The sequence below is a fragment of the Pseudomonas fluorescens genome (genome assembly GCF_018614775.1).
Lineage (GTDB): Bacteria > Pseudomonadota > Gammaproteobacteria > Pseudomonadales > Pseudomonadaceae > Aquipseudomonas > Aquipseudomonas fluorescens_BY.
Genome location: NZ_JAGGOF010000032.1, coordinates 40,497 through 65,394 on the forward strand (window position 1 = coordinate 40,497; position 24,898 = coordinate 65,394).

23 protein-coding genes are annotated in these 24,898 nt (G+C 62.9%); 10 read left to right on the forward strand and 13 right to left on the reverse strand.

Annotation, left to right across the window (positions count from 1 at the left end; all coding sequences use genetic code 11):
* The first annotated feature begins 313 nt into the window (after positions 1-313).
* The gene (locus J7E36_RS09120) at positions 314-1,762 is read left to right on the forward strand and encodes an aldehyde dehydrogenase family protein (protein ID WP_215002030.1); all 1,449 of its coding nucleotides are present in this window, start codon (positions 314-316) and stop codon (positions 1,760-1,762) included.
* A gap of 5 nt (positions 1,763-1,767) precedes the next feature.
* Here J7E36_RS09120 and J7E36_RS09125 read toward each other — a convergent pair whose 3' ends face one another.
* From J7E36_RS09125 to J7E36_RS09135, 3 genes are all read right to left on the reverse strand, one after another.
* Complete coding sequence (locus tag J7E36_RS09125) at positions 1,768-2,157, reverse strand: GFA family protein (protein ID WP_215002032.1); 390 nt, start codon at positions 2,155-2,157, stop codon at positions 1,768-1,770.
* A gap of 68 nt (positions 2,158-2,225) precedes the next feature.
* Positions 2,226-2,969, reverse strand: coding sequence for a CPBP family intramembrane glutamic endopeptidase (locus J7E36_RS09130; RefSeq protein WP_215002034.1), 744 nt, complete (start codon positions 2,967-2,969; stop codon positions 2,226-2,228).
* 40 nt (positions 2,970-3,009) lie between these two features.
* The gene (locus J7E36_RS09135) at positions 3,010-3,933 is read right to left on the reverse strand and encodes a LysR family transcriptional regulator (protein WP_215002036.1); all 924 of its coding nucleotides are present in this window, start codon (positions 3,931-3,933) and stop codon (positions 3,010-3,012) included.
* A gap of 142 nt (positions 3,934-4,075) precedes the next feature.
* On the opposite strand from J7E36_RS09135, the gene J7E36_RS09140 reads away from it, so the two are divergent.
* Positions 4,076-4,468 (forward strand): RidA family protein, encoded by a 393-nt coding sequence (locus J7E36_RS09140; protein ID WP_215002038.1) that lies wholly within the window; start codon positions 4,076-4,078, stop codon positions 4,466-4,468.
* A 428-nt stretch (positions 4,469-4,896) separates the two neighbouring features.
* On the opposite strand, the gene J7E36_RS09145 is transcribed toward J7E36_RS09140, so the two are convergent.
* The 4 genes from J7E36_RS09145 to J7E36_RS09160 form a co-directional block, all read right to left on the reverse strand.
* A complete protein-coding gene (locus J7E36_RS09145; protein ID WP_215002040.1) occupies positions 4,897-5,376 on the reverse strand; it encodes a VOC family protein in 480 nt (159 codons plus the stop codon).
* Between the two features lie 70 nt (positions 5,377-5,446).
* Entirely contained in the window at positions 5,447-6,748 is a 1,302-nt protein-coding gene (locus J7E36_RS09150) for an Nramp family divalent metal transporter (RefSeq protein WP_215002042.1), read from the reverse strand.
* 150 nt (positions 6,749-6,898) lie between these two features.
* Positions 6,899-7,093 (reverse strand): hypothetical protein, encoded by a 195-nt coding sequence (locus J7E36_RS09155; RefSeq protein WP_331275380.1) that lies wholly within the window; start codon positions 7,091-7,093, stop codon positions 6,899-6,901.
* 25 nt (positions 7,094-7,118) lie between these two features.
* Complete coding sequence (locus tag J7E36_RS09160) at positions 7,119-7,907, reverse strand: MlaA family lipoprotein (RefSeq protein ID WP_215002046.1); 789 nt, start codon at positions 7,905-7,907, stop codon at positions 7,119-7,121.
* A gap of 326 nt (positions 7,908-8,233) precedes the next feature.
* Between J7E36_RS09160 and J7E36_RS09165 the strand changes: the two genes are divergently transcribed.
* The 4 genes from J7E36_RS09165 to kefC all read left to right on the forward strand — a co-directional run bounded on the left by J7E36_RS09165 (position 8,234) and on the right by kefC (position 12,849).
* Complete coding sequence (locus J7E36_RS09165) at positions 8,234-8,944, forward strand: response regulator (protein WP_215002048.1); 711 nt, start codon at positions 8,234-8,236, stop codon at positions 8,942-8,944.
* Complete coding sequence (locus J7E36_RS09170; RefSeq protein WP_215002050.1) at positions 8,941-10,287, forward strand: ATP-binding protein; 1,347 nt, start codon at positions 8,941-8,943, stop codon at positions 10,285-10,287. The genes J7E36_RS09165 and J7E36_RS09170 overlap by 4 nt, the downstream gene beginning before the upstream one ends.
* A gap of 224 nt (positions 10,288-10,511) precedes the next feature.
* Positions 10,512-11,033, forward strand: a complete 522-nt coding sequence (kefF, locus tag J7E36_RS09175) for a glutathione-regulated potassium-efflux system oxidoreductase KefF (RefSeq protein WP_215002052.1) — start codon at positions 10,512-10,514, stop codon at positions 11,031-11,033.
* Position 11,034: 1 nt separating this feature from the next.
* Positions 11,035-12,849, forward strand: coding sequence for a glutathione-regulated potassium-efflux system protein KefC (kefC, locus tag J7E36_RS09180; RefSeq protein ID WP_215002054.1), 1,815 nt, complete (start codon positions 11,035-11,037; stop codon positions 12,847-12,849).
* 23 nt (positions 12,850-12,872) lie between these two features.
* Here kefC and J7E36_RS09185 read toward each other — a convergent pair whose 3' ends face one another.
* On the reverse strand, positions 12,873-13,745 hold the full coding sequence (locus J7E36_RS09185) for an aldo/keto reductase family oxidoreductase (protein WP_215002056.1): 873 nt from the start codon (positions 13,743-13,745) through the stop codon (positions 12,873-12,875).
* A gap of 100 nt (positions 13,746-13,845) precedes the next feature.
* Here J7E36_RS09185 and J7E36_RS09190 point away from each other — a divergent pair, with 100 nt between their 5' ends.
* Entirely contained in the window at positions 13,846-14,748 is a 903-nt protein-coding gene (locus J7E36_RS09190) for a LysR family transcriptional regulator (RefSeq protein WP_215002058.1), read from the forward strand.
* A gap of 44 nt (positions 14,749-14,792) precedes the next feature.
* Here the strand turns inward: J7E36_RS09190 and J7E36_RS09195 are convergent, their stop codons facing one another.
* Complete coding sequence (locus J7E36_RS09195; protein WP_215002061.1) at positions 14,793-15,836, reverse strand: AraC family transcriptional regulator; 1,044 nt, start codon at positions 15,834-15,836, stop codon at positions 14,793-14,795.
* Positions 15,837-16,041: 205 nt separating this feature from the next.
* Between J7E36_RS09195 and J7E36_RS09200 the strand changes: the two genes are divergently transcribed.
* On the forward strand, positions 16,042-16,980 hold the full coding sequence (locus J7E36_RS09200) for a SphA family protein (RefSeq protein ID WP_215002063.1): 939 nt from the start codon (positions 16,042-16,044) through the stop codon (positions 16,978-16,980).
* A gap of 50 nt (positions 16,981-17,030) precedes the next feature.
* Here the strand turns inward: J7E36_RS09200 and J7E36_RS09205 are convergent, their stop codons facing one another.
* The 4 genes from J7E36_RS09205 to J7E36_RS09220 all read right to left on the reverse strand — a co-directional run bounded on the left by J7E36_RS09205 (position 17,031) and on the right by J7E36_RS09220 (position 21,292).
* Complete coding sequence (locus tag J7E36_RS09205; protein WP_215002065.1) at positions 17,031-18,314, reverse strand: DSD1 family PLP-dependent enzyme; 1,284 nt, start codon at positions 18,312-18,314, stop codon at positions 17,031-17,033.
* Positions 18,314-19,648, reverse strand: a complete 1,335-nt coding sequence (locus J7E36_RS09210) for a D-arabinono-1,4-lactone oxidase (RefSeq protein ID WP_215002132.1) — start codon at positions 19,646-19,648, stop codon at positions 18,314-18,316. The genes J7E36_RS09205 and J7E36_RS09210 overlap by 1 nt, the downstream gene beginning before the upstream one ends.
* A gap of 79 nt (positions 19,649-19,727) precedes the next feature.
* Positions 19,728-20,099 carry a c-type cytochrome gene (locus tag J7E36_RS09215; protein WP_215002066.1) on the reverse strand — a complete coding sequence of 124 codons (372 nt, stop codon included), beginning with the start codon at positions 20,097-20,099 and terminating at the stop codon, positions 19,728-19,730.
* 308 nt (positions 20,100-20,407) lie between these two features.
* A complete protein-coding gene (locus J7E36_RS09220; protein WP_215002068.1) occupies positions 20,408-21,292 on the reverse strand; it encodes a LysR family transcriptional regulator in 885 nt (294 codons plus the stop codon).
* Between the two features lie 118 nt (positions 21,293-21,410).
* Here J7E36_RS09220 and J7E36_RS09225 point away from each other — a divergent pair, with 118 nt between their 5' ends.
* Positions 21,411-23,054 carry a GMC family oxidoreductase gene (locus J7E36_RS09225; protein WP_215002070.1) on the forward strand — a complete coding sequence of 548 codons (1,644 nt, stop codon included), beginning with the start codon at positions 21,411-21,413 and terminating at the stop codon, positions 23,052-23,054.
* Between the two features lie 203 nt (positions 23,055-23,257).
* On the forward strand, positions 23,258-24,880 hold the full coding sequence (locus J7E36_RS09230) for an MFS transporter (protein ID WP_215002072.1): 1,623 nt from the start codon (positions 23,258-23,260) through the stop codon (positions 24,878-24,880).
* Positions 24,881-24,898 lie beyond the last annotated feature (18 nt).

Consider the following 24,898-nt stretch of genomic DNA (forward strand, 5'->3'; position numbering starts at 1 on the left):
TGTTGAATGGGCCGACGTCTTCGCGAGCAAGCTCGCTCCCACAAGGTTCGGCGTGCACACCGAATGTGTGATTCGAGCAAAAATCCTGTGGGAGCGAGCCTGCTCGCGATGGCGGCGTCATGGCCCAGTTGATCAGCACCGTGAGACCTGCGCCGCTACGTTTGCAAAGTCGGCCCGGCATATACAGCAGATTCTCCTTTACCAGGCGCAACAACGGCACACGTCAACGAGATGCCTTTGATAATTTATTGAACAGAAACGGCATCAGGAACTGCTGCCGGCCATCGCATCACGCTGCATGGGAGCCCGTTGGATGACCACCCAAACTTCAAATAGCCCGCTGACCTATGGGCAGTTCTATATCAATGGCGACTGGTCGTTTCCAGCGCATCCGGCGACGCTGCCGGTGGTCAACCCGGCCACCGAGGAGGTGGTCGCCGAGGTCGCCCGAGGCTCCAGCGAGGATGTCGACCGGGCGGTAGCCGCGGCGCGTGCAGCGTTTGCGGGTTGGTCCGCCACCCCGGTAGATGTTCGCGTCTCGATCCTTGGAAAAATCCATGAGCTGATCCTTGAACGCAAAGAGCAACTGGCCCAGGCGCTCTCGCTGGAAATGGGCGCGGCCATCGGTTTTGCCCGGGCCATGCAAGTGCCGCTGGCCGCCGAACACGTGCGGGTGGCCCGTGACCTGCTGTCCACCTATGCGTTTCGCAAGGTCGAGAACGGCACCGCCATCGACCGCGAACCCATCGGCGTCTGCGGCCTTATCACGCCCTGGAACTGGCCGCTGTATCAGATCACCGCCAAAGTCGCCCCGGCGATTGCCGCCGGCTGCACGGTGGTGCTCAAGCCCAGCGAACTGTCACCGCTGAGCGCCCTGCTCTTCGCGCAACTGGTGCATGACGCAGGCCTGCCTGCGGGCGTCTTCAACCTGGTGAACGGCAGCGGCGCCGACGTCGGCGCGGCCATGGCGGCGCATCACGATATCGACATGATTTCCATCACCGGCTCGAACCGTGCGGGCGCGCTGGTGGCCCAGGCCGCCGCCCCGACGGTGAAACGTGTCACCCAGGAATTGGGGGGGAAGTCGCCGAACGTGCTGCTGCCCGACGCCGACTTCGCCAAGGCCGTGCCGCTGGGCGTGATGTCGGCGTTCCGCAACGTTGGCCAATCGTGCAGCGCGCCGACCCGGATGATCGTGCCGCGCAACCGCCTGGCTGAAGTCGAAGCGCTGGCCGCCGCAACGGCCAACGCGATCATTGTCGGCGACCCGCAATCAGAGGAAACCGTACTCGGTCCCATCGCTAACGAAGCCCAGTTCATCCGGGTGCAGGCGATGATTGAAGCGGGCCTGGCTGAAGGCGCGAAACGGGTGTGCGGCGGCCCCGGGCGGGTGCAGGGCTTTGCCAAGGGCTTCTACACCCAACCAACGGTTTTCTCGAACGTGGACAGCGCCATGCGCATCGCCCAGGAAGAAATCTTCGGGCCGGTGCTGTGCCTTATCCCGTATGACACGGTGGAGGAAGCCATCGCCATCGCCAACGACACCGTCTATGGACTCAGCGCCCATGTGCAAGGACAGGACCTTGAGCTGGCGCGCAGCGTGGCGTCACGTATCCGCTCCGGTCAGGTGCTGTTGAACTACCCGGCGTGGAACCCGATGGCGCCGTTCGGTGGGTACAAGCGCTCTGGAAATGGGCGAGAGTATGGCGTCCATGGGTTCGAGGAATACCTGGAGACCAAGGCAATTATCGGGTTTGGTTGATCGCCCTACTCGGACCGATCCGTGCCTTCACGGTCACCTTCGTACTGTTTCATGTGCGCGAACGGCGGCAACCAGCCCTCGCGCCGACGGGTCCAGCACTCGTACGTGGGTATCAGTTGGTCCGGGGCATCCAGGGAACCCAGGTGCACTTCAATTTCGTCACCGCTGCGGGTGAACACCGACGAGCCGCAACGGGGGCAGAAAAAGCGTCCGGCGTAGTCCCGGGTTTCGCCCTCGATGATGACGGCAGTCTCGGGGAACATGGCCGCCGCAAAGAACAGCGCGCCGTGGTGTTTGCGACAATCGAGGCAGTGGCAAAGGCCGACCCGATAGGGGCGCCCCGAGGCTTCGATGCGCACGTTGCCGCACAGGCATCCGCCGGTGAATCGGTCCATGGTGTGTCTCCTCGCGGTCAAGGTGGTCGACTTACCGCTTCGACCGCCCTGCCCAGCCTTGGTTTAGTTCATCCATGGCCCGCCATCGGCACCGCCATCAGCAATATCGCGGTCCCATGGGTCGCGATTGACGCTACCACCCCGTAGCGCATGCGCACCAACCCGCAGGCCAGCCCTTCAATCAACGTGAAGAGCAAGACCGGCCAGCCGAGTTGAGTCACGCTCAACGCGAGAAACCCATGGCACGCCGCGAATGTCACGCCGCTGATCAGCGCCGCTCGCAAAGCGCTGACATGCCGTTCGAGATGGCCCTGGAGGAAGCCGCGCAACAACACTTCTTCCAGCGTATTGGCGCCATAGGCCAGCACCACCATGCCTGGCAACCATGTCCAATAGCCTGGCAATGTCGTCGCATCAACCGCTTGATGAAGCCGCAGCGGCAGACCGATCACGCAGCCCACGGCAACGCCCACGGCCAGGCCTGCCAGCCGATTGCCCTTGGACCAGACCACCAGTTGCCACAAGTCTGGCAAAAAGCGGGCGCTCAGCGCGACCAGTACCAGCGACGATACACCCAGCATGGCCAGCACGAACGGGTTGGCGAAAAAGCCGATCTGCAAATCGCTGTCGAGGGACCACAGGCGCAGGGGCGTCATCACGTCGCGCATCAGCACGAAGGCCATCACCAGAATCAGGATACGCATGCCCGTCTGGGTCTTCGGCGTCAGACCGAACCAGAGGCCGAAGAGCACCAGGCCCGGTGTCAGATACAGGGCGTAGTCAAGCAGTGACATGAATCCTTGGGCGATCATTGGGCTTCCCTGGTTTGTAAATGGATGCGATCAGTGTTCATCAATCATGCCGATCGACAACGGGTGCATGCAACGCCATCAGCGCCACGACCCAGTCAATGAACACCCGTAACTTGGCGCTGATGTGCCGGTTCGGCGGATAGGCCAGGTAGAGCGGCATCGGGTCTATGCGCCAGTCTTCGAACAAGGGCACGAGGCTGCCTTGCGTCTCGTATGGCCTGGACATGTACCGGGGCAGCCAAAGCACGCCCAGCCCCGCCAGGCCAGCCGCAATATAAGCGTTGCCATCGTCGACGGCCAGTGCGTAGCGGCCCTTGACCTGCAGACGTTCGCCCTGGTGATGCATCGCATAAGGCATGGGTTTGCGCGTGCGTGCCCACAAGAAACCGACAACACGGTGATGGGTGTCTTCCAGCGCCTGGGGATGGTCCGGGGTGCCGTGGCGCGCCAGGTAGCTCGGCGCCGCATAGATGCCCAGGGCCAGGTCGCCGATGCGCCGGGCGATGAGTGACTGATCCGTCAGCTCGCCGCCGCGCACCACGCAGTCGACGTTTTCATCAAGGATGTCGACGATGCGATCACTGACGCCCAGGTCGATCTGAATGTCCGGGTAGCGCTCATAAAACGCCGGCAATGCCGGCACCAGGATCATCGCGGCCAGCGGGCTCGGCACGTCCACCCGCAGCCGCCCCCGGGGCAGCGTTTGTGCGCCGGCAAGGCTGGTCTCGGCATCGTCCATGTCCGCCAGCAGACGAATCACCCGTTCGTAATAGACCGCGCCGTCGGCGGTGACGTTGACCTTGCGCGTGGTGCGGTTGAGCAACCTGACCCGCAAGCGTGCCTCGAGCTGCTGGACCAGCTGGGTCACGGTGGTCTTGCTCATGTGCAGCGTTTCGGCCGCCTTGGTGAAGCTGCCCGCCTCTACCACTCGCACAAACGCCTGCATCGCATCGAAACGGTCCATTGCGGCCTCGGGTACTCATCGGATTGTTTGGGTTTCACAAACAGTGATCGCCAAGGTTGCGCGTTTATCGCCCAGGCACAAGCCCCTAGAGTGTGGTCATCGTTGATTCCGGGTCGATCTTGACCCGTTGATGGAGCTACCTATGAGATCCCGTGACGTTGTTTTCCCCGCTGGACGCCAGGCGCTTTATGAGCGCAATCGCTATTCGCCGGCCATTCGGTCCAATGGTTTCCTGTTCGTGTCCGGGCAGGTGGGCAGCACCGAGGATGGCTCGCCGGAGCCGGGGCTGGAGGCCCAGGTACGGTTGGCGTTCAATAATCTGGAAGCGATTCTTGCCGCTGCCGGTTGCAGCTTCGATGATGTGGTGGATGTCACCCTTTTCATCGTCGACCCTGAATCGAATTTCGAAACCATCTGGAAAGTGATACCCGAATTCTGGGGCGATGCGCCGCACCCAACCCTGACGGGGGTGGGTGTGACGTGGTTGTATGGGTTTCAGTTCGAGATCAAGGTGATCGCCCGGCTGCCGGAGTGATCAGCTGATTCATGGGTGTTGACTGTGCCGCCGCCATCGCGAGCAGGCTCGCTCTCACCGGGATCTCGGCTGGGCCGCCGATGGATGTCCAGCGCAGAACCACTGTGGGAGCGAGCTTGCTCGCGATAGCGGTGGGTCAGCTTGCATCCATGTTGATTGTGCCGACGTCTTCGCGGGCAAGCTCGCTCCCACAGGGATCTCGGCTGGGCCGCCGATGGACGTCCAGCGCAGAACCACTGTGGGAGCGAGCTTGCTCGCGATAGCGGTGGGTCAGCTTGCATCCATGTTGATTGTGCCGACGTCTTCGCGGGCAAGCCCGCTCCCACCGGGATCTCGGCTGGGCCGCCGATGGACGTCCAGCGCAGAACCACTGTGGGAGCGAGCCTGCTCGCGAAGGCGGCGGGTCAGCTTGCACTGAACCCCGCCGTTTACCCTCTGACCGCCGCTTCAATCGCGGCAATATCGATTTTGGTCATCGTCATCATCGCGTCGAAGGCGCGCTTGGCGACCGTCTGATCAGAGTGGGTGACCGCTTCGCTCAGCACCCGAGGCGTAATCTGCCAGGCGATGCCCCACTTGTCGGTGCACCAGCCGCAGGCGTTTTCCTGGCCGCCGTTACTGACGATCGCATTCCAGTAACGGTCGGTTTCCGCCTGGTCGTCGGTTGCCACCTGGAAGGAAAAGGCAATGCCATGCTTGACCGAAGGACCGCCGTTCAACCCCAGGCAAGGGATGCCCATCACCGTGAACTCCACCGTCAATTCATCGCCCTGCTTGCCTGAGGGAAAGTCGCCCGGCGCATGATGAACGGCCCGCACGGCGCTGTCCGGGAAGGTCGCTGCATAGAACTGCGCCGCTTCCAGCGCAGTGCCGTCGTACCAGAGACAAATCGTGTTCTTGTTATTCATCCGGGTTCTCCAGGAAGGGGACTGGACGATGAAGTCTAGCAGCCCCCTGCCGAACCGAGCCTGGCGGGCGTCAGGTGAACAGGTCGACCCCCAGTTGGAACGCCACCCACAGCGCCAGGCCGGTCGCAAACAGCAGCGCGATGTTCTCGAACAGGTTGTTGCGGTACGCCTTGCCCAGCAACGACTTCTGGTTGGACATGATCAGCAGGCCCAGGGAAATGACCGGCAGGCCGATGATGTTCAGCGCGCTGACACCGATGGTCAGGGTGACGAAATCGGGCATACCGGGCAGCGACCAGATCAACGGCGTAACCAGGATAAAGAGCATGAACCACTTGTGCATCGGGTCATGGTGGAACTCTTTGCCGTAACGCTCGCGGCGCTGGGGCATGACGTGCTGGAAGGCATCGGTAATGAGCATCGGGAACGCCGTGGTCTTGCCGGAAATGCTGGCGAACAGCGTAGCGAACACGCCGATGAAGAACACGTACCAGCCGATGGGGCCGAAAAAGATTTCCAGGGCCTTGCCCAGGTCACTCAGGGTATTCACTTCGATGCCGTTGGGCCGCAGGATTTCCGCACCGACGATCCAGATCGCCAGGTTGATGATGATCCCGACGAACACTGCAAACAGCAGGTCGTTACGCTGGATGCGCTTGTGTTCCGGTCCGGTCCAGCCCTTCTGCCGCATCACATACGGGTGAACGAAATTGGCGATGGAGCCGGCCACCGCGCCGATCACCGAGACGGCCACCAGCAACGCACCGTGCACGCCTTCATCGGGCGGAATACTGAAGCCGATGGTGCCTTTGACGATACCGACGACATCCGGCCCGGACATCACGGCCAGGGCGATGAACGCCAAGGTCATGATCGCCAGCAGCACCTTCATCACGCCTTCGATCATCGAATAGATATTGCGGCCCACCAGCATCCACACCGCCAGCACCACCGCCAGCGAACACAGCAACGGGTAATCCACCCTTAGCAGCATCGCCAGGGATTCACCGGCGCCCTTGATCATGTAGGCATTCATCAGATGCCCCATGAGCAGCGCGTAGACCAGCAGGAACCAGGCGAAGAACGGGTTGAGCTGGGCATAGCCCTGCAGGATGGTCATGCCCTGGTTATTGCAGAGCTGGAAGCGCGCGATGATGTTGACGATCAGGTACCGGAGCAGCAGCGACACCGCCAGCACCCACATCATCGCGTAGCCGTAGTTCGCACCGGCCACCGACGAGGTGATCAGGTCACCGGCGCCCAGCCAGGAAAGCACCGCGATGATGCCGGGGCCCAGAAGCTTGAGTATTCGTACAAAGCGGCCTTGCGCGGGCGCGGCAGCCTGGCCTTCGACGGAAGGAATGCTCGACATGGATGGAGTCTCCGTTATTTTTTTTGTGAGAAACGGAGCACAGTCGAACACACTACATACGACATCGTACAACCATTCTTGAAGCCTAATTATGTAGAAATGTTTCACCGCGAAACGGCTGCAGAAACTGGCGTTTTGACAGTCAATAGCTCACCGTTCCCCGTGCTCGACCATCCAGCGAACCATGTCCACCAGTGACACCCGATGGTGGTGGATGGCGCACCAACTGCCGTGCTCCTGGCTGAACAACTCCACGTAGCGACTGAGCACCACATGACGGCCATCCTCGGCCAGGCGCAGGTCCACTTCGCGGCAATGCAACGCACCTTGATCAAGCGTCCTCATTCGTCGATGCAGAACCAACGCGCCGCTACTCATCGGTCGTCTCCCCCTGCTCGCATTGCGCAGTCTCCACCACAACCGCCCCCAACTTTCCCTGCGCAACGAAATCGGCGCGCTGTTGTGCCACCGCATCGCGCAGGGCCGCATAGTCATCCGGTCGGGTCCTCAGTTCGTCTGTCAGCGGTAGCGCCTGGGCGCGACCATCGACGATGCCGCCTGCTGTGTCGAGGGTGCCCAGGGTGTCGACGGTGCTGCTGTTGCCGCCAAACGGGTCGACCGCGAAACTGATCACCTTGCCGGTAGCGTCCCTCAGGTTGGCCGTCCCCAGCAGCGGCAGTTCCACCGTCGGTCCCGGGGCGACGTTCCAGACGCCGAAGGTCTGGCCGAAGTCGGCCTCGTGGCGTTCGATGCCGAGTCTGCCGGAGACGTCTATCAACCCGACGATGCCGGCGGTGGTGTTGATGACGAAGCGGCCGAGGGTGTTGACCGAGCGCTGGGCATTGCCTTGCAACAGGTCGTTGATGAACACCTTGGGCTCGCCGAAGTTCGCCACGAAGTTGTGGACGCCGGACTGGACCCTCTCCGGTAGCCGGCGATAACCCCGGGCGACAGGTGCCAGGGCATAGTCATCCACGGTCCGGTTGAAAGCGAAGACGCCACGGTTGAAGGGCTCGGCAGGGTCATGAACGGTGTAGCTTGCGCTGGCACAACTGCCTGGCGTCGCGACAGGCGAGCTGGTGCAGCCGCTGGCAAGGGCTGCAAGCAGGATGACCAGGGCGGATCGAGCGCGTGATGAAGCGGGATCACTGAGCGGCATACGGGGTTGTCTCGGCAAGGAATGGGCGATGCCGGTAGTCAAGGAGGTGAAGGCGTGCACATACCGTGGAAGCCGAACTTGCTCTCGATAGCGCTGGGTCAGCCAACCTCTTCATCAACTGACCTGCCGCCATCGCAAGCAAGCTCGGCTCCCACAGCTTTGTGGCCCGACCGAACCGGCATGGCGTAATCCTGCTGCTGTTTTCTTGCCCGAAGATTTCTGCAGCATTGCTCGTCGGCAACTTTATTTCCGGATTGAAATATATGACGCGCGCGCTGGATTGATCCTAGTATCCGCTCCTGTATCCCTTGCCCAGCGTGCCCGCCGTGAGCCATTTATTACTGGTGGACGATGACCTCGAAGTCCTCGCCCTGTTGCGCAAATTTCTCGAACAACATGGCTACAGCGTCGACGTGGCCGCCGACGGCAACGCCCTCTGGCAAGCGGTGGAACGCCGCCTGCCGGACCTGATCATCCTCGACGTCATGCTGCCCGGCGACAGCGGCCTGGTGCTCTGCCAGCGGCTGCGGGCCGAGCACACGGTGGGTATCGTCATGCTCACCGCCATGGGCGAATTGAGTGACCGGGTGGTGGGCCTGGAGCTCGGCGCGGATGATTACCTGACCAAACCGTTCGATGCACGGGAACTGCTGGCCCGGGTGCGTGCCGTCCTCAGGCGTACCGGCGAAGCCAAGGGCACCCTCAACGACAAATCCCGGCTGGTCCTGGCGTTCGAAAACTGGCAGCTGGACGTCACCCGTCGTGAACTGCGCTCACCGGACAACGTCATGATTCCACTGTCCACCGGTGAGTTCGAGTTGTTGCTGGTGTTTGTCGAACACCCGCGTCGGGTGCTCAGTCGCCAGCAACTGCTGGACATGGCCCGCGGTGAGACGTACGACGCGTTTGACCGAAGCATCGACGTCCAGGTCAGCCGACTGCGTCGCAAGCTGGAAACCGATGCCCAAGGCGCGTCGATGATCCGCACCGTGCGCAACGGCGGCTACCTCTTCAGCCCCCACGTGGTGAAGCGATGAAGCCGCTGCGCTCGGGCGCGCGCCCACGGGACACGCTGGCGCGCTGGATCGCCCTGACTACCCTGGTCGCCATGCTCACGTTGCTGGCCTTGAACGCACTGTTCAGCCAGCTGACCGGCGCCTGGGCCCGCCCGCCCCTGATGGAAACCGGCCTGCTTGAAAAAATCGCCGCCATCACCCGCATCATCGACTCGGCAGCGCTCGAACAGCGGCCCACCATTGCCAGGGCAGCCAGTGACCAGGCATTCAGTACGCAGTGGCTGCACCACCATGACCAGGCGCGAGTGCCGGTGGTCGACGACGACCCGGAATACAGCGACGGCGCGGCATGGTTGCGCCAGCAATTGGGTAGGCCCGATGCACGGATAGAAGGCTACGAGCCGAGCGACTGGCCCGCCGATCAGCCCGGCGGACGATACGCCGCGCTGATTGAGCTGAGCGATCATTCCTGGGTGATGTTTTCCATGCCCGCGCGCAATTGGGGCCTGGAGGAATGGCAGCGCAACCTGATCATCATGGCGCTGATCCTGCTGTCGACCGTCGTCGTCGCGCTGGTTGCCACGCGGCATCTGGCGGCGCCACTGGAACGCTTCGCCGAAGGTGCGCGGCGCTTTGGCATGGATCACCAAGCGCCGCCGATTGCGGTCATCGGTCCCTACGAAATCCGCCAGGCGATCCTCGCCTTCAATGCCATGCAGGCCCAGCTCAAGCACTTCATCGAGGACCGCACGCAAATGCTCGCCGCGATCTCCCATGACTTGCGAGCACCGTTGACGCGCATGCGCCTGCGGGGGGAGTTCATTGACGATGCCGAACAGCAATCGCGGCTGTTCAGGGACGTCGATGAAATGCAGGCGATGGTCAATTCGGCCCTGGCGTTTTTCCGTGACGATGCCCGCCTGGAACAGGCCACCGCCTTCGATCTGGCTGAACTGCTGCACACCGTCGTCGATGATTTCAAGGACGCCGGCAGCGAGGTGGCATTCGACGGCGCCCAGCGTCTCGTCTACGTCGGGCGGCCCATCGGCATCAAGCGCGCGCTGGTGAACCTGATCGACAACGCGCTCAAATATGGTGGCGAACCGGCTGTTCAACTCAAGGCCTGGGTGGACCACGTGGAAATCCGCATCCTGGACCGCGGCCCGGGTATCGCGGCTGAGTACCAGGAACAAGTATTCGCCCCATTCTTTCGTCTCGAGAGTTCTCGCAACAAAAACACCGGCGGTGTCGGGCTGGGCCTCTCGGCCGCTCGGGCGACCGTGCTGGAGCATGGCGGGACGCTGACCCTCAGCAATCGTCGTGAGGGTGGTCTGGAAGCCAGGGTCTCGCTGCCATTGAATTGATCGTTCCATCAAGGCCCGGCACGGCCAAAAGCGAACAACGACGAATATTGCGCTAAACAATCAGCGCCTTCCCCGCTAGGATGTCCGGCCCGCAGGCCTGGTCCTTTCCGGCCAGGCGCGTTTTTGTATCACTCGACTCAACGAGTCGAGCGCAATCGTTCCCCTTCGCTCACGCGCACAGGCAAGGATCGACGGAGCCAACTGAACGTTATGGAGTTCACCCGATGATTCTTATCATTTACGCCCACCCCTACCCCGATAAATCACGGGTCAACCAGGCGATGCTCAAGCACGTATCGAGTCACCCGGACGTTGTCGTGCGCTCCCTCTACGCGCTGTACCCGAACTTCGACATCGACGTCGAGGCGGAACAGCGCGCGGTCGAGCAAGCGCAACTGATCGTGTTGCAACACCCGATGTACTGGTACAGCGCCCCGCCGCTGCTGAAGTTGTGGATCGACAAAGTGTTCACCCAAGGCTGGGCCTACGGCAAAGGCGCCGTTGCCCTCAAAGGCAAGCGCCTGCTGTGGGCGGTCACGACCGGGGGCGAGCAGGATCATTTCCAGATAGGCGACTACCCGGGTTTCGCGGCGCTGGCCCAACCGCTGCACGCAACCGCCCTCTACTGCAACATGCACTGGCTCGAACCGGTGGTGGTGCACGGTGCCTATGCCGGTGCCTGCGACGCGCAACACGCACAAATCGAGCAGTACGGCGCTCGCCTGGCCGCCTGGAAGGAGGATTGATATGGAAACGCACAGTCTGATTGAAATGCTCATCTACCTGGGCTCGGCGGCGCTGATCGTGCCGATCGCGGTCCGGTTGGGGCTGGGTCCGGTGTTGGGCTATCTGCTCGCCGGTTGTGCCATCGGCCCGTGGGGGCTGAAGTTGGTCACCGACGTCAAGGCGATCCTGGAGTTCGCCGAGATCGGCGTGGTCCTGATGCTGTTCATCATCGGCCTCGAACTCGACCCCAAACGGTTGTGGGCGCTGCGCAAGATGGTCTTCGGCGGCGGTGCGCTGCAGATGCTGGCCTGTGGCGCGGCCATCGCTTCATTCTGCGCGCTGTTGGGGCTGAACTGGACGGCGGCGTTGCTGGTGGGCCTGACCCTGAGCCTGTCCTCTACGGCGATTGCCATGCAGGCCATGAGTGAGCGCAACCTGACCGCAACCGCCGTCGGGCGCAGCAGCTTTGCCGTGTTGCTGTTCCAGGACATCGCCGCCATTCCCCTGGTCGCGATGATCCCCTTGTTGGCCGCACATGGCGGCACGCCTTCAGGTGCCGACCTGGCGCTGTCGATCGGCAAGATCGTCGCCGCCATCAGCATCGTCGTGTTGCTCGGTCGCTACGTGTCCCGGCCGGTGCTGCGTTTCGTGGCCAAATCCGGCCTGCGGGAAATTTTCAGTGCCGTCGCGCTGTTCCTGGTGTTCGGCTTCGGTTTCCTGCTCGAAGAGGCCGGCTTGTCGATGGCGATGGGGGCGTTCCTCGCCGGGGTGTTGCTGGCCAGCTCCGAATACCGCCATGCCCTGGAAAGCGACATCGAGCCGTTCAAAGGTTTGCTGCTGGGGCTGTTCTTCATTGGCGTCGGCATGTCGATCGACTTCGGCACGCTGATCAATGCGCCGCTGAAAGTCATGACCCTGACCCTGGGTTTCATCCTGATCAAGCTGCTGGTGATCAAGTCCATCGGGCGCTTGCTCAACGTACCCGCCGGCCAGCGTTCCTGGCAGGCGGTGCTGCTGGGCCAGGGCAGCGAGTTTGCCTTCGTGGTGTTCGGCGCCGCGACGGTCGCTGGCATCCTCACCGATCAATGGGGCAAGAGCCTGACACTGGCGGTGGCTTTGTCCATGTGCCTGACGCCGTTGCTCATCCTGCTGCTGGATCGCCTGGAGTCCAGCAGCAAGAAAGACCGTCGCGAGTCCGACCTCGTCGACCAGCAGAATCCTCGCGTGATCATTGCCGGGTTCGGCCGTTTCGGGCAGATCGCCGGTCGGCTGCTGATGTCCTGTGGTGTCGAGGTGGTGGTTCTGGACCACGACCCTGACAACATCGAGACCCTGCGCAAATTCGGCGTGAAAGTGTTCTACGGCGATGCCACGCGTCTCGACCTGCTGGAAGCAGCCGGCGCAGGCCAGGCGGTGGTCTTGATCAACGCGATCGACGATCAGGAAGACAACCTGAAGCTGACCCGGTTGGCCAAGGAGCACTTCCCCGGGTTGAAGCTGGTGGTGCGCGCGCGCGACATGGCCCACATCATCGCCCTGCGGCAATTGGGCGTGGACGCGTCCGAGCGGGAAACCTTTGAAAGCGCGTTGTCGCTGGGTCGAAGTGCACTGCTGCAGATGGGCGTCGGCAGCTACGAGGCGCGGGAACGCGCGGATCAGTTCCGCCGCCTGAACCTGCAGATGCTCGATGAAATCGTCGCTCACCCGGCGGACGACCTGGTGTTCAGGCACAAGGCATACCTGCGGGCCAACGCGCTGCTGGAGGAAATGTTCAACGAAGACCGTGCTCGGCCAGCCCATGGCTGGGCCGGGCAACACCGGCCCGAGGCGGACTGAGGTTATCGTCGCGCGGCGCTCTTTCAGCCGGCTTCGGCCAGTGCGTCCAGCTCATCGAGCAGCTGCGGCGGGATCGTCAGCTCACTCGCCGTGAGGTTCTCCCGCAGGTGCACCGGCGACGAGGTACCAGGGATGAGCAGGATATTCGGCGAGCGTTGCAGCAGCCACGCCAGCGCAACACACAGCGGCGACGCCTCCAGGCGCGCCGCGACGCTGGACAAGGTCTGCGATTGCAGCGGCGTAAACCCTCCCAGCGGAAAGAACGGCACGTAGGCGATGCCTTCCCGGGCCAGGTCAGCGATGAGTTGCTCGTCGCCGCGATGGGTCAGGTTGTAGTGATTCTGCACGCACACGACGTTGGCGATGCCTTGGGCCTGCTTGACCTGCGAAGCGGTGACGTTACTCAGCCCCAGGTGCTTGATGAGGCCTTGGTGCTGCAATTCAGCCAGCACGGTGAACGCTTCTTCGATGGACTCCTGCCCGGGCGAATGCAGGTTGCCCCAGGCCCGCAGGTTGACCACCTCCAACGCATCCAGCCCCAGGTTGCGCAAATTGTCGTGGACCGCCTGGGTCAACTCGGCGGGACTTTGTGCCGGGTTCCAGGAGGCGTCGGCGCCCCGCACGGCACCGACCTTGGTGACGATGACCAGCTCCTTGGCGTAGGGGTACAGCGCATCGCGGATCAGCCGGTTGGTGACATGGGGGCCGTAGAAGTCGGCGGTGTCGATGTGGTCGACCCCACTCGCCAGGGCTTCACGCAGTACGGCAATGGCCGCGGCCGGGTCCTTGGGCGGCCCGAACACATTCGCCCCCGCCAGTTGCATCGCGCCGTAGCCCATGCGGTTGACCGTACGCTCGCCCAGCAAAAAGCGGCCTGCCTTGCCTGCAATGTTCATCTCGTTCCCCTTGGATCAATGTAAGTGGGCCCACTATAGGCATTGACCATCTCGTTGATAATCGGGTGCAATCGGCACGGGTTGTACGGCGGAGAGAACAATGGCGACGGATATTCAAGACCTGCTGGCCTTTGTCGCGGTGGTCAACGCGGGGGGCTTTCGTGAAGGCGCGCGGCTGAGCGGTAAATCCGCCTCAAGCCTCAGCGATGCGGTGCGCCGGATGGAGAGCCGCCTGGGCGTGCGCCTGCTCAACCGCACCACCCGCAGCGTGGTGCCGACCGAGGCTGGCGCCCGGCTGATGGAGCGCATCGTGCCGGCTCTGGGTGAGGTCGAGTCGGCGATGGACGTGGTCAACGAGTACCGCGACCGCCCTTCGGGCACGCTGCGCTTGAACGTCCCTGTCAGTGCCGCCAGGCTGGTGCTGCCCTCGATCATCACGCCGTTCCTGAAAAGCTACCCGGACATCCGCCTTGAGGTGATCGCCGAAGAGAGCTTCGTTGACGTCCTCGCCGCCGGTTGTGACGCCGGTATCCGCTACGACGAACGCCTTGAGCAGGACATGATCGCCATCCCCATCGGCCCACGCTTCCAGCGCTTCGCCACGGCCGCCTCACCGGCCTACCTCGACGCCAGGGGCCGCCCGGAGCACCCGCGGGACCTGCTCCAGCACGCTTGCCTGCGGGGCAAATTCGCCAGCGGTGCCATGCCGCTCTGGGAATATGAACGCGACGGCGAAACCGTGAGCATCGACCCCAGCGGTCCGTTGATCGTGAGGGTGGGCGGTGCGGTGGACCTGGCGGTACAGGCCGCCCTGGATGGGCTGGGCATCGTCTACCTGTTCGAGGACTGGCTGCGACCGTACCTGGACAGCGGCGCCCTGGAACCGGTGCTCGAACCCTGGTGGCAACGCTTTACCGGGCCTTTCCTGTACTACCCCGGTCGCCGCTACCTGCCTTCACCGCTGCGGGCTTTCGTGGACTTCATCCATGCCCAGCACGCTTGAACAGGAGCGTGGAGGCAGGTTTATCTTCTGAATACCACCCACCCTCAAAGCCGCGCCTCGGCGCCCTCGTTGCGAAACGCACTGGGGCTCATTCCGGTCCAGCGCCGGAACGCCCGGCGGAAACTGCGCACGTCGCTGTAGCCGACCTCTTCGGTGATGCGCTCGATGGACAGCTCGGGATTGGCCAGCAGGTTCAGGGTCCGGCCACGGCGCACCTGTTCGAGCAGGGCCTCGAAGGTCAGGCTGTGTTCGGTCAGGCGTCGGCGCAGGGTGCGGCTGCTCATGTTGAGGTCGCTGGCGATCTTCTCGATGTGGCTGCCACGGGTCAGGTCCCGGGCAATCGCCCGCTCCACGGCCTGGATCAGATCGATCTTCTGGTGGACCTGGGCGGCCTCCTGCTCAAGCAGGGCCAAGGCCTGGCGCAAGGCCAGCGGGTGATGATTGGGCAGGCGCACGTCGAGCCAGCGGACATCGATCAACATGCGATTGTGCCGGCAACCGAAGCGCACGTCCGGCCCCAGGATCCGCTGGTATTCCTGGGCATAGGACGGTGCGGCGTGCATGAACTCCACCGCCTGGGGTTTGAAATCGGCGCCCGCCAACGCCCGACCGTAGACCATCAGGCTGGCGAAGAACTCTTCCACCGCGAACACCTGGACCTCCGCAAACGGCAGGCGACAGGTCGCGTCGACCATGATCCGGTCAGCGGCTTCTTCGACACTGGTCACGGCGATGCCGCCCGTGGTGTGCTGGTAACGGATGCCCAGGCCGAAGGCGTCGCGCAGCGTCTCGCACAGCGACAGGACGTGGCCCAACAGGCCCAGGGTGCCAAGCACGTTACGGTCGCCCACCCACAAGCCCAGGCCTTGGTCAGGCAACAGTTTGAGCGCCCGTTGAATCATGATCACCGCCTGGCGATAGGAAATCCGTTGGGCGGGGTCCTGCAGATCATCGAGCCCGAACCCCAGGCCGCGACACAGGCTGGCGGCGTCGAAGCCTCTGTTCGCCACCACCTCTGCCAGGGTTTGCAGCAGGAAGGGCGAGACCAGCGCCAGTTCATAGGTGGGGTCGAGGACTTTGATTGGCATGGGCGGGGTCCGGAGCACGTTAGGCGGCGTTTTTGTAACCGGTTGTTTCATGAACGTTAGCATGGGCCAGCGCAATGGGGGACAGAAAATGTGGCCGCCCAAGTCCCCTGTGTGGCCGCCAATACCCTGCCCTGGCGACGGCTAACGGCTTATTTCTATGGCTCGGACTTTCGGTGCGTCTCCAACAATAATAACGAGCTCCCTCATGAACCCGATCCGCACGACATTCGCCTTGCAACTGACCCTCGGCCTGGCCGTGACCCTGCCCGCCCTGGCGACGGAGTCCGGGGTCGACAACATCGGTCCCGGCACCGACGGCTTTTTCGTGTTGCCGCTGGAAGTCGACAGCCTTCCCGACAACATGATCGCGTTCAACCTCTACTACAACCATTACAAGGCACGCAAATTCAACATCAGCTCATTGGGCGGCGACGTGCCCAAGGTTGAAATCGAATCCACGGCGGTGGTCCCGCGTATCGACTACCTGAGCCCGTTGCGCGTGGCCGGTGGGCGACTGGGTCTCTACATCGCCCAGCCGTGGATCAAGCAAGAGGTGTCGGTGTTCGGCCTGCATGACACCCGCGAAGGCATGGGCGACACCACCGTTTCACCGATCGTGCTCTGGGACATGGGCAAGAACCTGACCCTGGCCGCTGCGGTGGAAATCACCGTGCCGACCGGTGAATACAGCACCGACCGACTGGCCAACACCAGCAACAATTTCTACACCTACAAACCGTTGTTCTCCTTCACCTGGTTGCCCACCGAGGACACCGAGGTGTCGATGAAGACCACCTACAGCTTCAACCGCGAGAACAAGGACACCGACTACCGTTCGGGGCAGATTTTCCACTTCGATTATTCCGCCAGTTATCGGGTCACCGACAACCTGAGGCTGGGGCTCAATGGCTACTACCTCAAGCAGACCACCGACGACAAACAGTACGGCCGCACCGTGCAGTTCGCCGGCCAGGACGTCAACGACGGCGTGCGCGGCCAGGTCTTCGCCATCGGCCCGGCGCTGCACCTGACCTTCCTCAAGTACGCCAGCGCCGAGATCCGCTGGGCCAAGGAGTTCGACGTGGAGAACCGCCCCGAAGGTGAAATGCTCTGGGCCAAGGTCAGTATTCCGTTTGCGTTCTAAGCGCCTCCTCTGATCATTCCCACGCTCTGCGTGGGAACGATCAACCCGGTTCAGCTATAGACCGGCCACTGCTCGACAATCTTGCCCCCACGCACCGCCAGCAGATCGCCGAATTGCAGCAACACCGACTCCGTCTGGGTGGGCCGCAGGAAAACCTGGTCCTCCAGCCCCAACCCCACCGCTTGCGAACCGTTGACCATTTCCTGGTTGGAGCTGCGGCCGTAGAGACCATTGCTCTGCAAGCCCGAGGGCGATTCGAGATCGGCCATCCAGTTGCCGCCGTAGATGAAAAACGTCGCGCGCTGGTTCACGTCCCACCAGGAAAATATCTGCGATGTGTCGTCCAGTGCCGGGATATTCACCGCGCCGGTGCGCTTCAATACCGGCGTGGCGATGTAGGCGGCCGGCACGTGCTCGCGCAACGAGGGCAAGTCGTAATGGCTGGGCTTGAGCATCGCCGTGCCCACCGACACTTCGGTGCTGAGGCTTTCCTGTTCATGCAGGCGATAGCTCGGGCTGCCGGCGGTGTTGAAGGTCAGGCTCGGGTGCCACAAATCGGGGTAACGCAGACGAAGGAAATCCACCCGCGTGGTGTAGATCGCCATGACCCGCGACAGCAGCGTTTCGGGGCTTGCCAGCAACTCGGGCACGCCCATGCCCACGAACGGGTCGTAGCCCATGAACCCGGCGAACTCCAGTTGTGCCGGGTGTGCCCGGATCAGTTTGAGCATCGCGTCCAGGCTCGCTTCGTCGGCCACACCGCCCCGGTGCAGGCCGACGTCCAGTTCAATATTGACCCGCAAACGCGTGCCCAGGCCTTGGGCCAGGGCACGGTATTGTTCCAGCCGTTCAGGCGTGTCCAGCAGCCATTGCAACTGCCGCGATGGATCGAACGGTCCCTTGTGCTGCTGATAAAACAGCTCGGCAGAGCGCACCGGCAGAGGCTTGCCCAGCAAGATATCGGCATCGGCAAATTGCAGCGCATCGTGGTTGAGAAACGGCTGGTGGAACGACATCAATCGTCGCGTTTCGGCCCGCTGGGCGATGTAGTTCAGCAACCCGGCTGACGGCAATGATTTCTCCACCAGCCGCAGTTGCTTGCCGGTGCGCCGGACCGAGGCCTTGGCCACGTCGATGTTGTGATCCAGACGATCCAGGTCCACCAGTATCACCGGACGCATCGGACCGTTGGCCTTGAGCTCGCGGTTCAACTGGCGGAAATAATCGGTGTAGGGTCCGCCCCGGTCTTGCGGCCGCAACAGCGCACCGACGCCAGCGAGCAACACCCCCGCACCCAATGTCCCCTTGAGAAAGCCGCGACGATTGAAGCCCATCAGTTCACCCCCAGAATCGTCGACAGATGCCCGTTGAGAAATTTGCCGGTGGGGTCCAGGGCCTGGCGCACCTGGGCGAATTCATCCCAGCGCGGGTACAGCGCCTGCAACGCCCGGGCATTGAGCGAATGCAATTTCCCCCAGTGCGGACGGCCCTGGTACTTCCAGAAAACCGGCTCGATGGCGGCAAAGAAATTGTGATGGTCCATCTGGTAATGCTGGTGCACCGAGATCGAGCAACTGTCTCGCCCTTCGAACATGCTCAGGGCGATGTCGTCGGCCTTCACGTAGCGGTATTCGATGGGAAACCAGGTGCGCAGGTCCTTGTCGCGGATCAGCGCGAGAATCTCCCGCAGGCACGCCGGGCCGTGTTCGGCCGGGACCGAGTATTCCATTTCGTTGAAGCGCACGGTGCGGGCGTTGGCGTAGATCTCATGGGAGTCGCCGATGCGGTCGTCGAAACTGGCGATCAGCCGCAAGCTGTTCAAGAGCGTCCGGCGGGTGGCCGGAAAATCGCTGCCGTACTTGTCGAGTTTTTCGATCAGGGTGACGAACTCGTTACCGCCCTCTTCTTCCGGGCTGATGGGCGGCGTGGCGGGGTCAGTCGTCTCGTTCAGGGCGATCGACAAGGCATAGTCGGAGTGGGTGACGACCTGCATTTCCCAGTGCTGATTGTCGCGGGTATTGGTTTCGACGTCCTCCAGTAACTCTTCGGTTTTTGCCACCCACTGGCGCTCACGCAACCGATAGGCCGGGCGATTCTGCAAGCGCACCCGGGTCACCAGCCCCAGCGCGCCGAGGGAGACCCGGCCGGCCTTGAACACTTCAGGATGACACTGGGCATCGCAATCAAGGACCTCGCCACTGGCGGTCACCAATTGCAAACCGACGACCTGGGACGAATAGGAACCGAACGCCTTGCCGGTGCCGTGGGTGGAGGTCGAGATGGCACCCGCGAGCGTCTGGTAATCCACATCGGCCATGTTCGGCAAAGCCTGGCCGATGGCCTTGAGCGCCGGACCCATGCGCGACATCGGCGTGCCGCCGCCGAACTCGGCTTGCAGGCTCGCTGCGTCGTGATCCAGCAGGCCGCTGAAAAAGCTCAGGGACAACAGGGTGCCGTCGGTGGGCACCAGCGCGCTGAAGGAGTGACCGGATCCCACTGGACGAATCCGCCCTTCGGCGCGGGTCACCACTTGCACCAGTTCATCGAGGTCCTTGGGCGCCAGGCGTGCCGCCGGCAGGCAGCTTTGCGCGCCGGACCAGTTGCGCCACGGGATCAGTCGAGGTGCGCGTATCAATTCGGCCAGCGCACCCTGGCTGCCAAGCGCCATGAAGGCGGCGACAACGCCGGCCCCTTGCAGCAATCGGCGCCGTGAATAGTCCATCGTCATGCCGTGGTCCCCCTGCTGGTCATTGGAAATGTTGGCCGGACATGAAGGCAATCAAGGCCAGGAACTGGTCTTCGGAACAGTGCATGCACAGGCCCATCGGCGGCATGCCGTTGTAGCCGTTGATCGCGTGGTCCAGCAGGGTGTCGGCGCCCTGGGCCACCCGCGGCGCCCAGGCAGTGGTATCGCCGGTCAATGGCGCGCCGGCGCCGGGGTTGGCATGGCAGAGCTTGCAACTGCTGTCGTAGACCTGGGCCAACGCCATGTCGGTGGGCATCGCCGTGTAGACCGTGGGCGCGGGAGGCTTGGGCTCCTTACCGCAACCGGCGAGCAGCGCGCCGAGCAATACGATAGCGGCGGTTTGAAGCAATGTTGGGGGTGTGGTTGCCGGCATAAGGCCCCTCTTTACGGCGCATGGCTGCGCCCTTTTTATTGTGGGTCAGGCAGTTCCCACGTTAAGGCACGCCGGCGCGGCGGCTGAGGTCATTGGGGGCCATAAAAGGGGGCTTGGGCGGCCAGCACCGGTGTCGGGGATTGTTGATACCAACGCCGGCAGGGACATTGAAGCAAAGCTTGCTCCAGACGTGTGGGAGCAAAGCTTGCTCGCGATACCGGCCGCGATCTGTAAAGGCCGAGTTGACTTCATCGCGGGCAAGCCTTGCTCCCACAGTGACGCTCATCACAGGGTTGCGTCTGCCCCTATCAGGGCAGCAACACCCCCTGCTCCCGCTCGCACAGCTGCACCACGTAATCCCACAACACCCGCAGCCGCACGGACTTGTGCAGTTCGCGGCGGGTGCTGATCCAGTAGCTGCGGCGGATGGTCTCGTCCGGCAGCAAGGGCACCAGCGTCGGGTCGCCGCTGGCCATGTAGCAAGGCAGTACGGCGATCCCCAGGCCCGAGCGCGCGGCCTGTTGCTGGGCGATGACGCTGGTGCTGTGGAACACCACCCGCGGGTTGCGGCAGAAGCTGTTGAGGAACATCAGCTCCTGGCTGAACAGCAGGTCGTCGACATAACCGATCCAGGCGTGGCGGGCCAGGTCTTCGCGGCTGCGCAGGGGTGGCGAGCGGTCCAGGTAGGCCTGGCTGGCGTACAGCGCCAGGCTGTAGTCGGTGAGTTTGCGGGTCACCAACAGGTCCGCCGCCGGGCGTTCGAGGTGGATGCTGATTTCCGCTTCACGGTTGAGGATGCTGACGAACCGCGGCACCGCCACCAGCTCCACCTCCAGCCCGGGATAACGTTGGAACAGCCCGTCCATGCGACTGGCAAGGAACATGATGCCGAGCCCTTCGGTTACCCCCAGGCGAATCTTGCCCAGGGGCGCGCTGGACTGGGTGATGTCTTCCTGGGCGAGCAACGCCACGTTTTCCATGGCCTCGGCATGCTTGAGCAGCGTCTCGCCGGCCGGGGTCAATTCGTAGCCTTGGGCATGCTGGACAAACAACGCGGTACCCAGGCTCTTCTCGATGGCCTCGATGTGCCGGGCCACCGTGGCGTGGGTGGTGTTCAGGCGTCGCGCGGCCGTCAGCAGCCGGCCGCTGCGTTGCAGTTCCAGAAAGTACCGCAGGTCATTCCAGTCGAACATGGGGCGCTCCTTGCGCGTCGTTGTTTATAAACGCACAGCCACTGCGCAAAAACTAACATTCTTTTGACGAAAACTAACAACTAGGATGAATCCCAGAAAAACAACAATGAGGTCGCGCATGCAGCCTGGCATCGATGAATACGATTACGTGATCGTGGGCGCCGGCCCTGCCGGATGCCTGCTGGCGAACCGGCTTTCAGCCAACCCGCAACACCGGGTGCTGCTGCTGGAAGCCGGCGGTCGCGACAACTATCCGTGGATTCACATCCCGGTCGGCTACCTGTTCTGCATCGGCAACCCCCGCACCGACTGGTGTTTCAAGACCGAAGCGCAACCCGGCCTGCAAGGTCGCGCCTTGAGCTACCCGCGCGGCAAGGTCTTGGGCGGTTGTTCCTCCATCAACGGCATGATCTACATGCGCGGCCAGGCCGCCGACTACGACGGCTGGGCCGCCGAGGGCAATCCCGGCTGGGGCTGGAACGACGTGTTGCCGCTGTTCCGGCAGAGCGAAAACCACTTCGCTGGCGCGTCCGAACTCCATGGTGCCGCCGGTGAATGGCGGGTCGAACGCCAGCGTCTGTCGTGGCCGATTCTCGATGCTTTTCGCAGCGCCGCCGAGCAGAGCGGCATCCCCAACGTCGATGATTTCAACGGCGGCGACAATGAGGGTTGCGGCTACTTCCAGGTCAACCAGAAAGCCGGAGTGCGCTGGAACGCGGCCAAGGCTTTTCTCAAACCGATCCGCCAACGCCCCAATCTCACCGTGCTGACCGACGTCGAAGTCGACCGCGTGTTGTTGCGCGACGACCGGGCCCATGCGGTCAGCGCCCGCTGGCAAGGCAAGGGCATGACCTGCAAGGCCCGCAAGGAAATCGTGCTGTGCGCCGGGGCGGTGGGTTCGCCGGGCATCTTGCAGCGCTCCGGGATCGGTCCGCGCCCCCTGCTGCAACGCTTGGGGATCGGCGTGGTGCATGAATTGCCCGGCGTCGGTGGCAACCTGCAGGATCACCTGCAGCTGCGGCTGATCTACCAGCTTGAAAATGCCCGCACCCTGAACCAGATCGCCGGCACCTTGTGGGGCAAGATGGGCATGGGCCTGCGCTATCTGTATGACCGCAGCGGGCCGCTGTCGATGGCGCCGAGCCAACTCGGTGCGTTTGCTCGCTCGGGCCCCGAACAGACGTCGGCCAATCTCGAATACCACGTGCAACCGTTGTCCCTGGAACGTTTCGGCGAACCGCTGCACAGCTTCCCGGCGTTCACTGCGTCGGTCTGCGACCTGCGTCCGCAGAGCCGGGGCCGGGTCGACATCCGTTCGGTCGAGCCCCACGAAGCGCCGCTGATCCAGCCCAATTACCTGAGCCATCCCGAAGACCTGCGGGTGGCCGCCGACGCCATCCGCCTGACCCGGCGCATCGTCGCCGCCCCGGCCCTGAGTGCTTTCAACCCGGTGGAATACCTGCCAGGCCCGAGCCTGCAAACCGAGGAAGAACTGCACCAGGCCGCCGCTCGCGTCGGCACGACGATTTTCCACCCGGTGGGCACCTGCCGCATGGGCCAGGACCGCGAGGCGGTGGTGGATGCCCAGTTGCGCGTGCGCGGTATCAAAGGCCTGCGCATCGCCGACGCCTCGATCATGCCGCGCATCACCTCGGGCAACACCTGCTCGCCGACGTTGATGATTGCCGAGAAGGCGGCGCGGATGATGCTGGAGGCGAATGCTGCAAGCACTGTCGTCACCAAGGAGCCTGCCACAGCCTGAAGAACAAAGAGTGCCCCCTGTGGGAGCGAGCCTGCTCGCGATGGCGGTGGATCAGCCAGAATGAAGGCGACTGACACACCGCTATCGCGAGCAGGCTCGCTCCCACAGGGAATGTGTCGAATCAAGGAAAGCACCAAAGCAGGAGATGCCCGACCGGCATCGACAGTGGAACAACAAAAACAATCACTGTGAGGGATATCGCTATGTCTGAACATGTTCAGCCCCTGGAAGCCGTACGCAGCGCCGGCACCAGCCGGGACACCCAGAAAGTCATCTTCGCCTCCTCCCTGGGGACGGTGTTCGAGTGGTACGACTTTTTCCTCTACGGCGCCCTGGCGGCGGTGATCAGCAAGCAGTTCTTCGCCGGGGTCAACGACACCACCGCATTCATCTTCGCCCTGATGGCCTTCGCCGCCGGCTTCGTCGTGCGGCCGTTCGGGGCGCTGGTGTTCGGCCGGCTGGGGGACATGATCGGGCGCAAATACACCTTCCTGGCAACCATCATCCTCATGGGTCTGGCGACGTTCTGCGTGGGGCTGCTGCCCACTTACGCCAGCATCGGCATCGCCGCGCCGATCATCCTGGTGCTGCTGCGCATGCTCCAGGGCCTGGCCCTGGGCGGTGAATACGGCGGCGCAGCGACCTATGTCGCCGAGCACGCGCCGATGGGCAAGCGCGGCTTGCACACCAGCTGGATTCAGTCCACGGCCACCCTCGGGCTGTTGCTCTCGCTGCTGGTGATCCTGGGCTGTCGCTACTTCACTGGTGACCAGTTCGAAGTCTGGGGCTGGCGCATTCCGTTCCTGCTGTCGATCCTGCTGTTGGGCATCTCCACCTGGATCCGCATGAGCCTGCACGAATCGCCATCCTTCGTGAAAATGAAAGAGGAAGGCAAGTGCTGCAAGGCGCCGATCCGCGAATCGTTCGGCAAGTGGGAAAACCTAAAGGTGGTGCTGATCGCGTTGTTCAGCATCAACGCCGGGCAAGCGGTGACCTTCTACGCCGCGCAATTCTACGTGCTGTTTTTCCTCACCCAGTTCCTGAAGATGGACCCGGCCCTGGCCAACAGCCTGCTGATCGTCAGCGTGGTGATCGGTGCGCCGTTCTTCATCTTCTTCGGCTGGCTTTCGGACAAGGTCGGGCGCAAACCGGTGCTGATGATCGGGTTGTTACTGGCGACCGCGCTGTACTTTCCGATCTTCAAGACACTGGCCCACTACGCCAACCCGGCCATCGACCTGGCAAGCCGCCAGGCGCCGATCAGCGTGGTCGCCGACCCGGCCACCTGCACTTTCCAGTTCGACCCGGTGGGCAAAGCGCGTTTCGACAGCCCGTGCGACAAGGTCAAGACGTTCCTGGTCAAGCAGGGCCTGCCCTACAGCAGCGTCGAGGCACCGGCCGGCAGCAATGTGCAGGTCAACGTCGGTGACGTGAAGATCGATGGGTATGACGAAGCCGCCCTGCGTGGCGCAGTGACCCTGGCGGGTTATCCGCAAAAGGCCGATGCCCAGCAGATCAACCGGCCGATGATCGTGGCCTTGATCGTGGCGCTGATCATCATCTCGGCGATGTGCTACGGCCCGTTGGCGGCGCTGATGGTCGAGCTGTTCCCGACCCGGATCCGCTACACCTCCATGTCCCTGCCCTACCACATCGGCAACGGCTGGTTCGGCGGTTTCCTGCCCACCGTGTCATTCGCCCTGGTGGTCTACACCGGCGATATCTTCTACGGGCTGTGGTACCCGGTGGTGATCACCGGAGTGAGCCTGGTGGTGGGCATGCTCTGCCTGCGGGAAACGCGAAATGTCGATCTGGATAAGAACTGAGAGACCTTGAGTTTCACT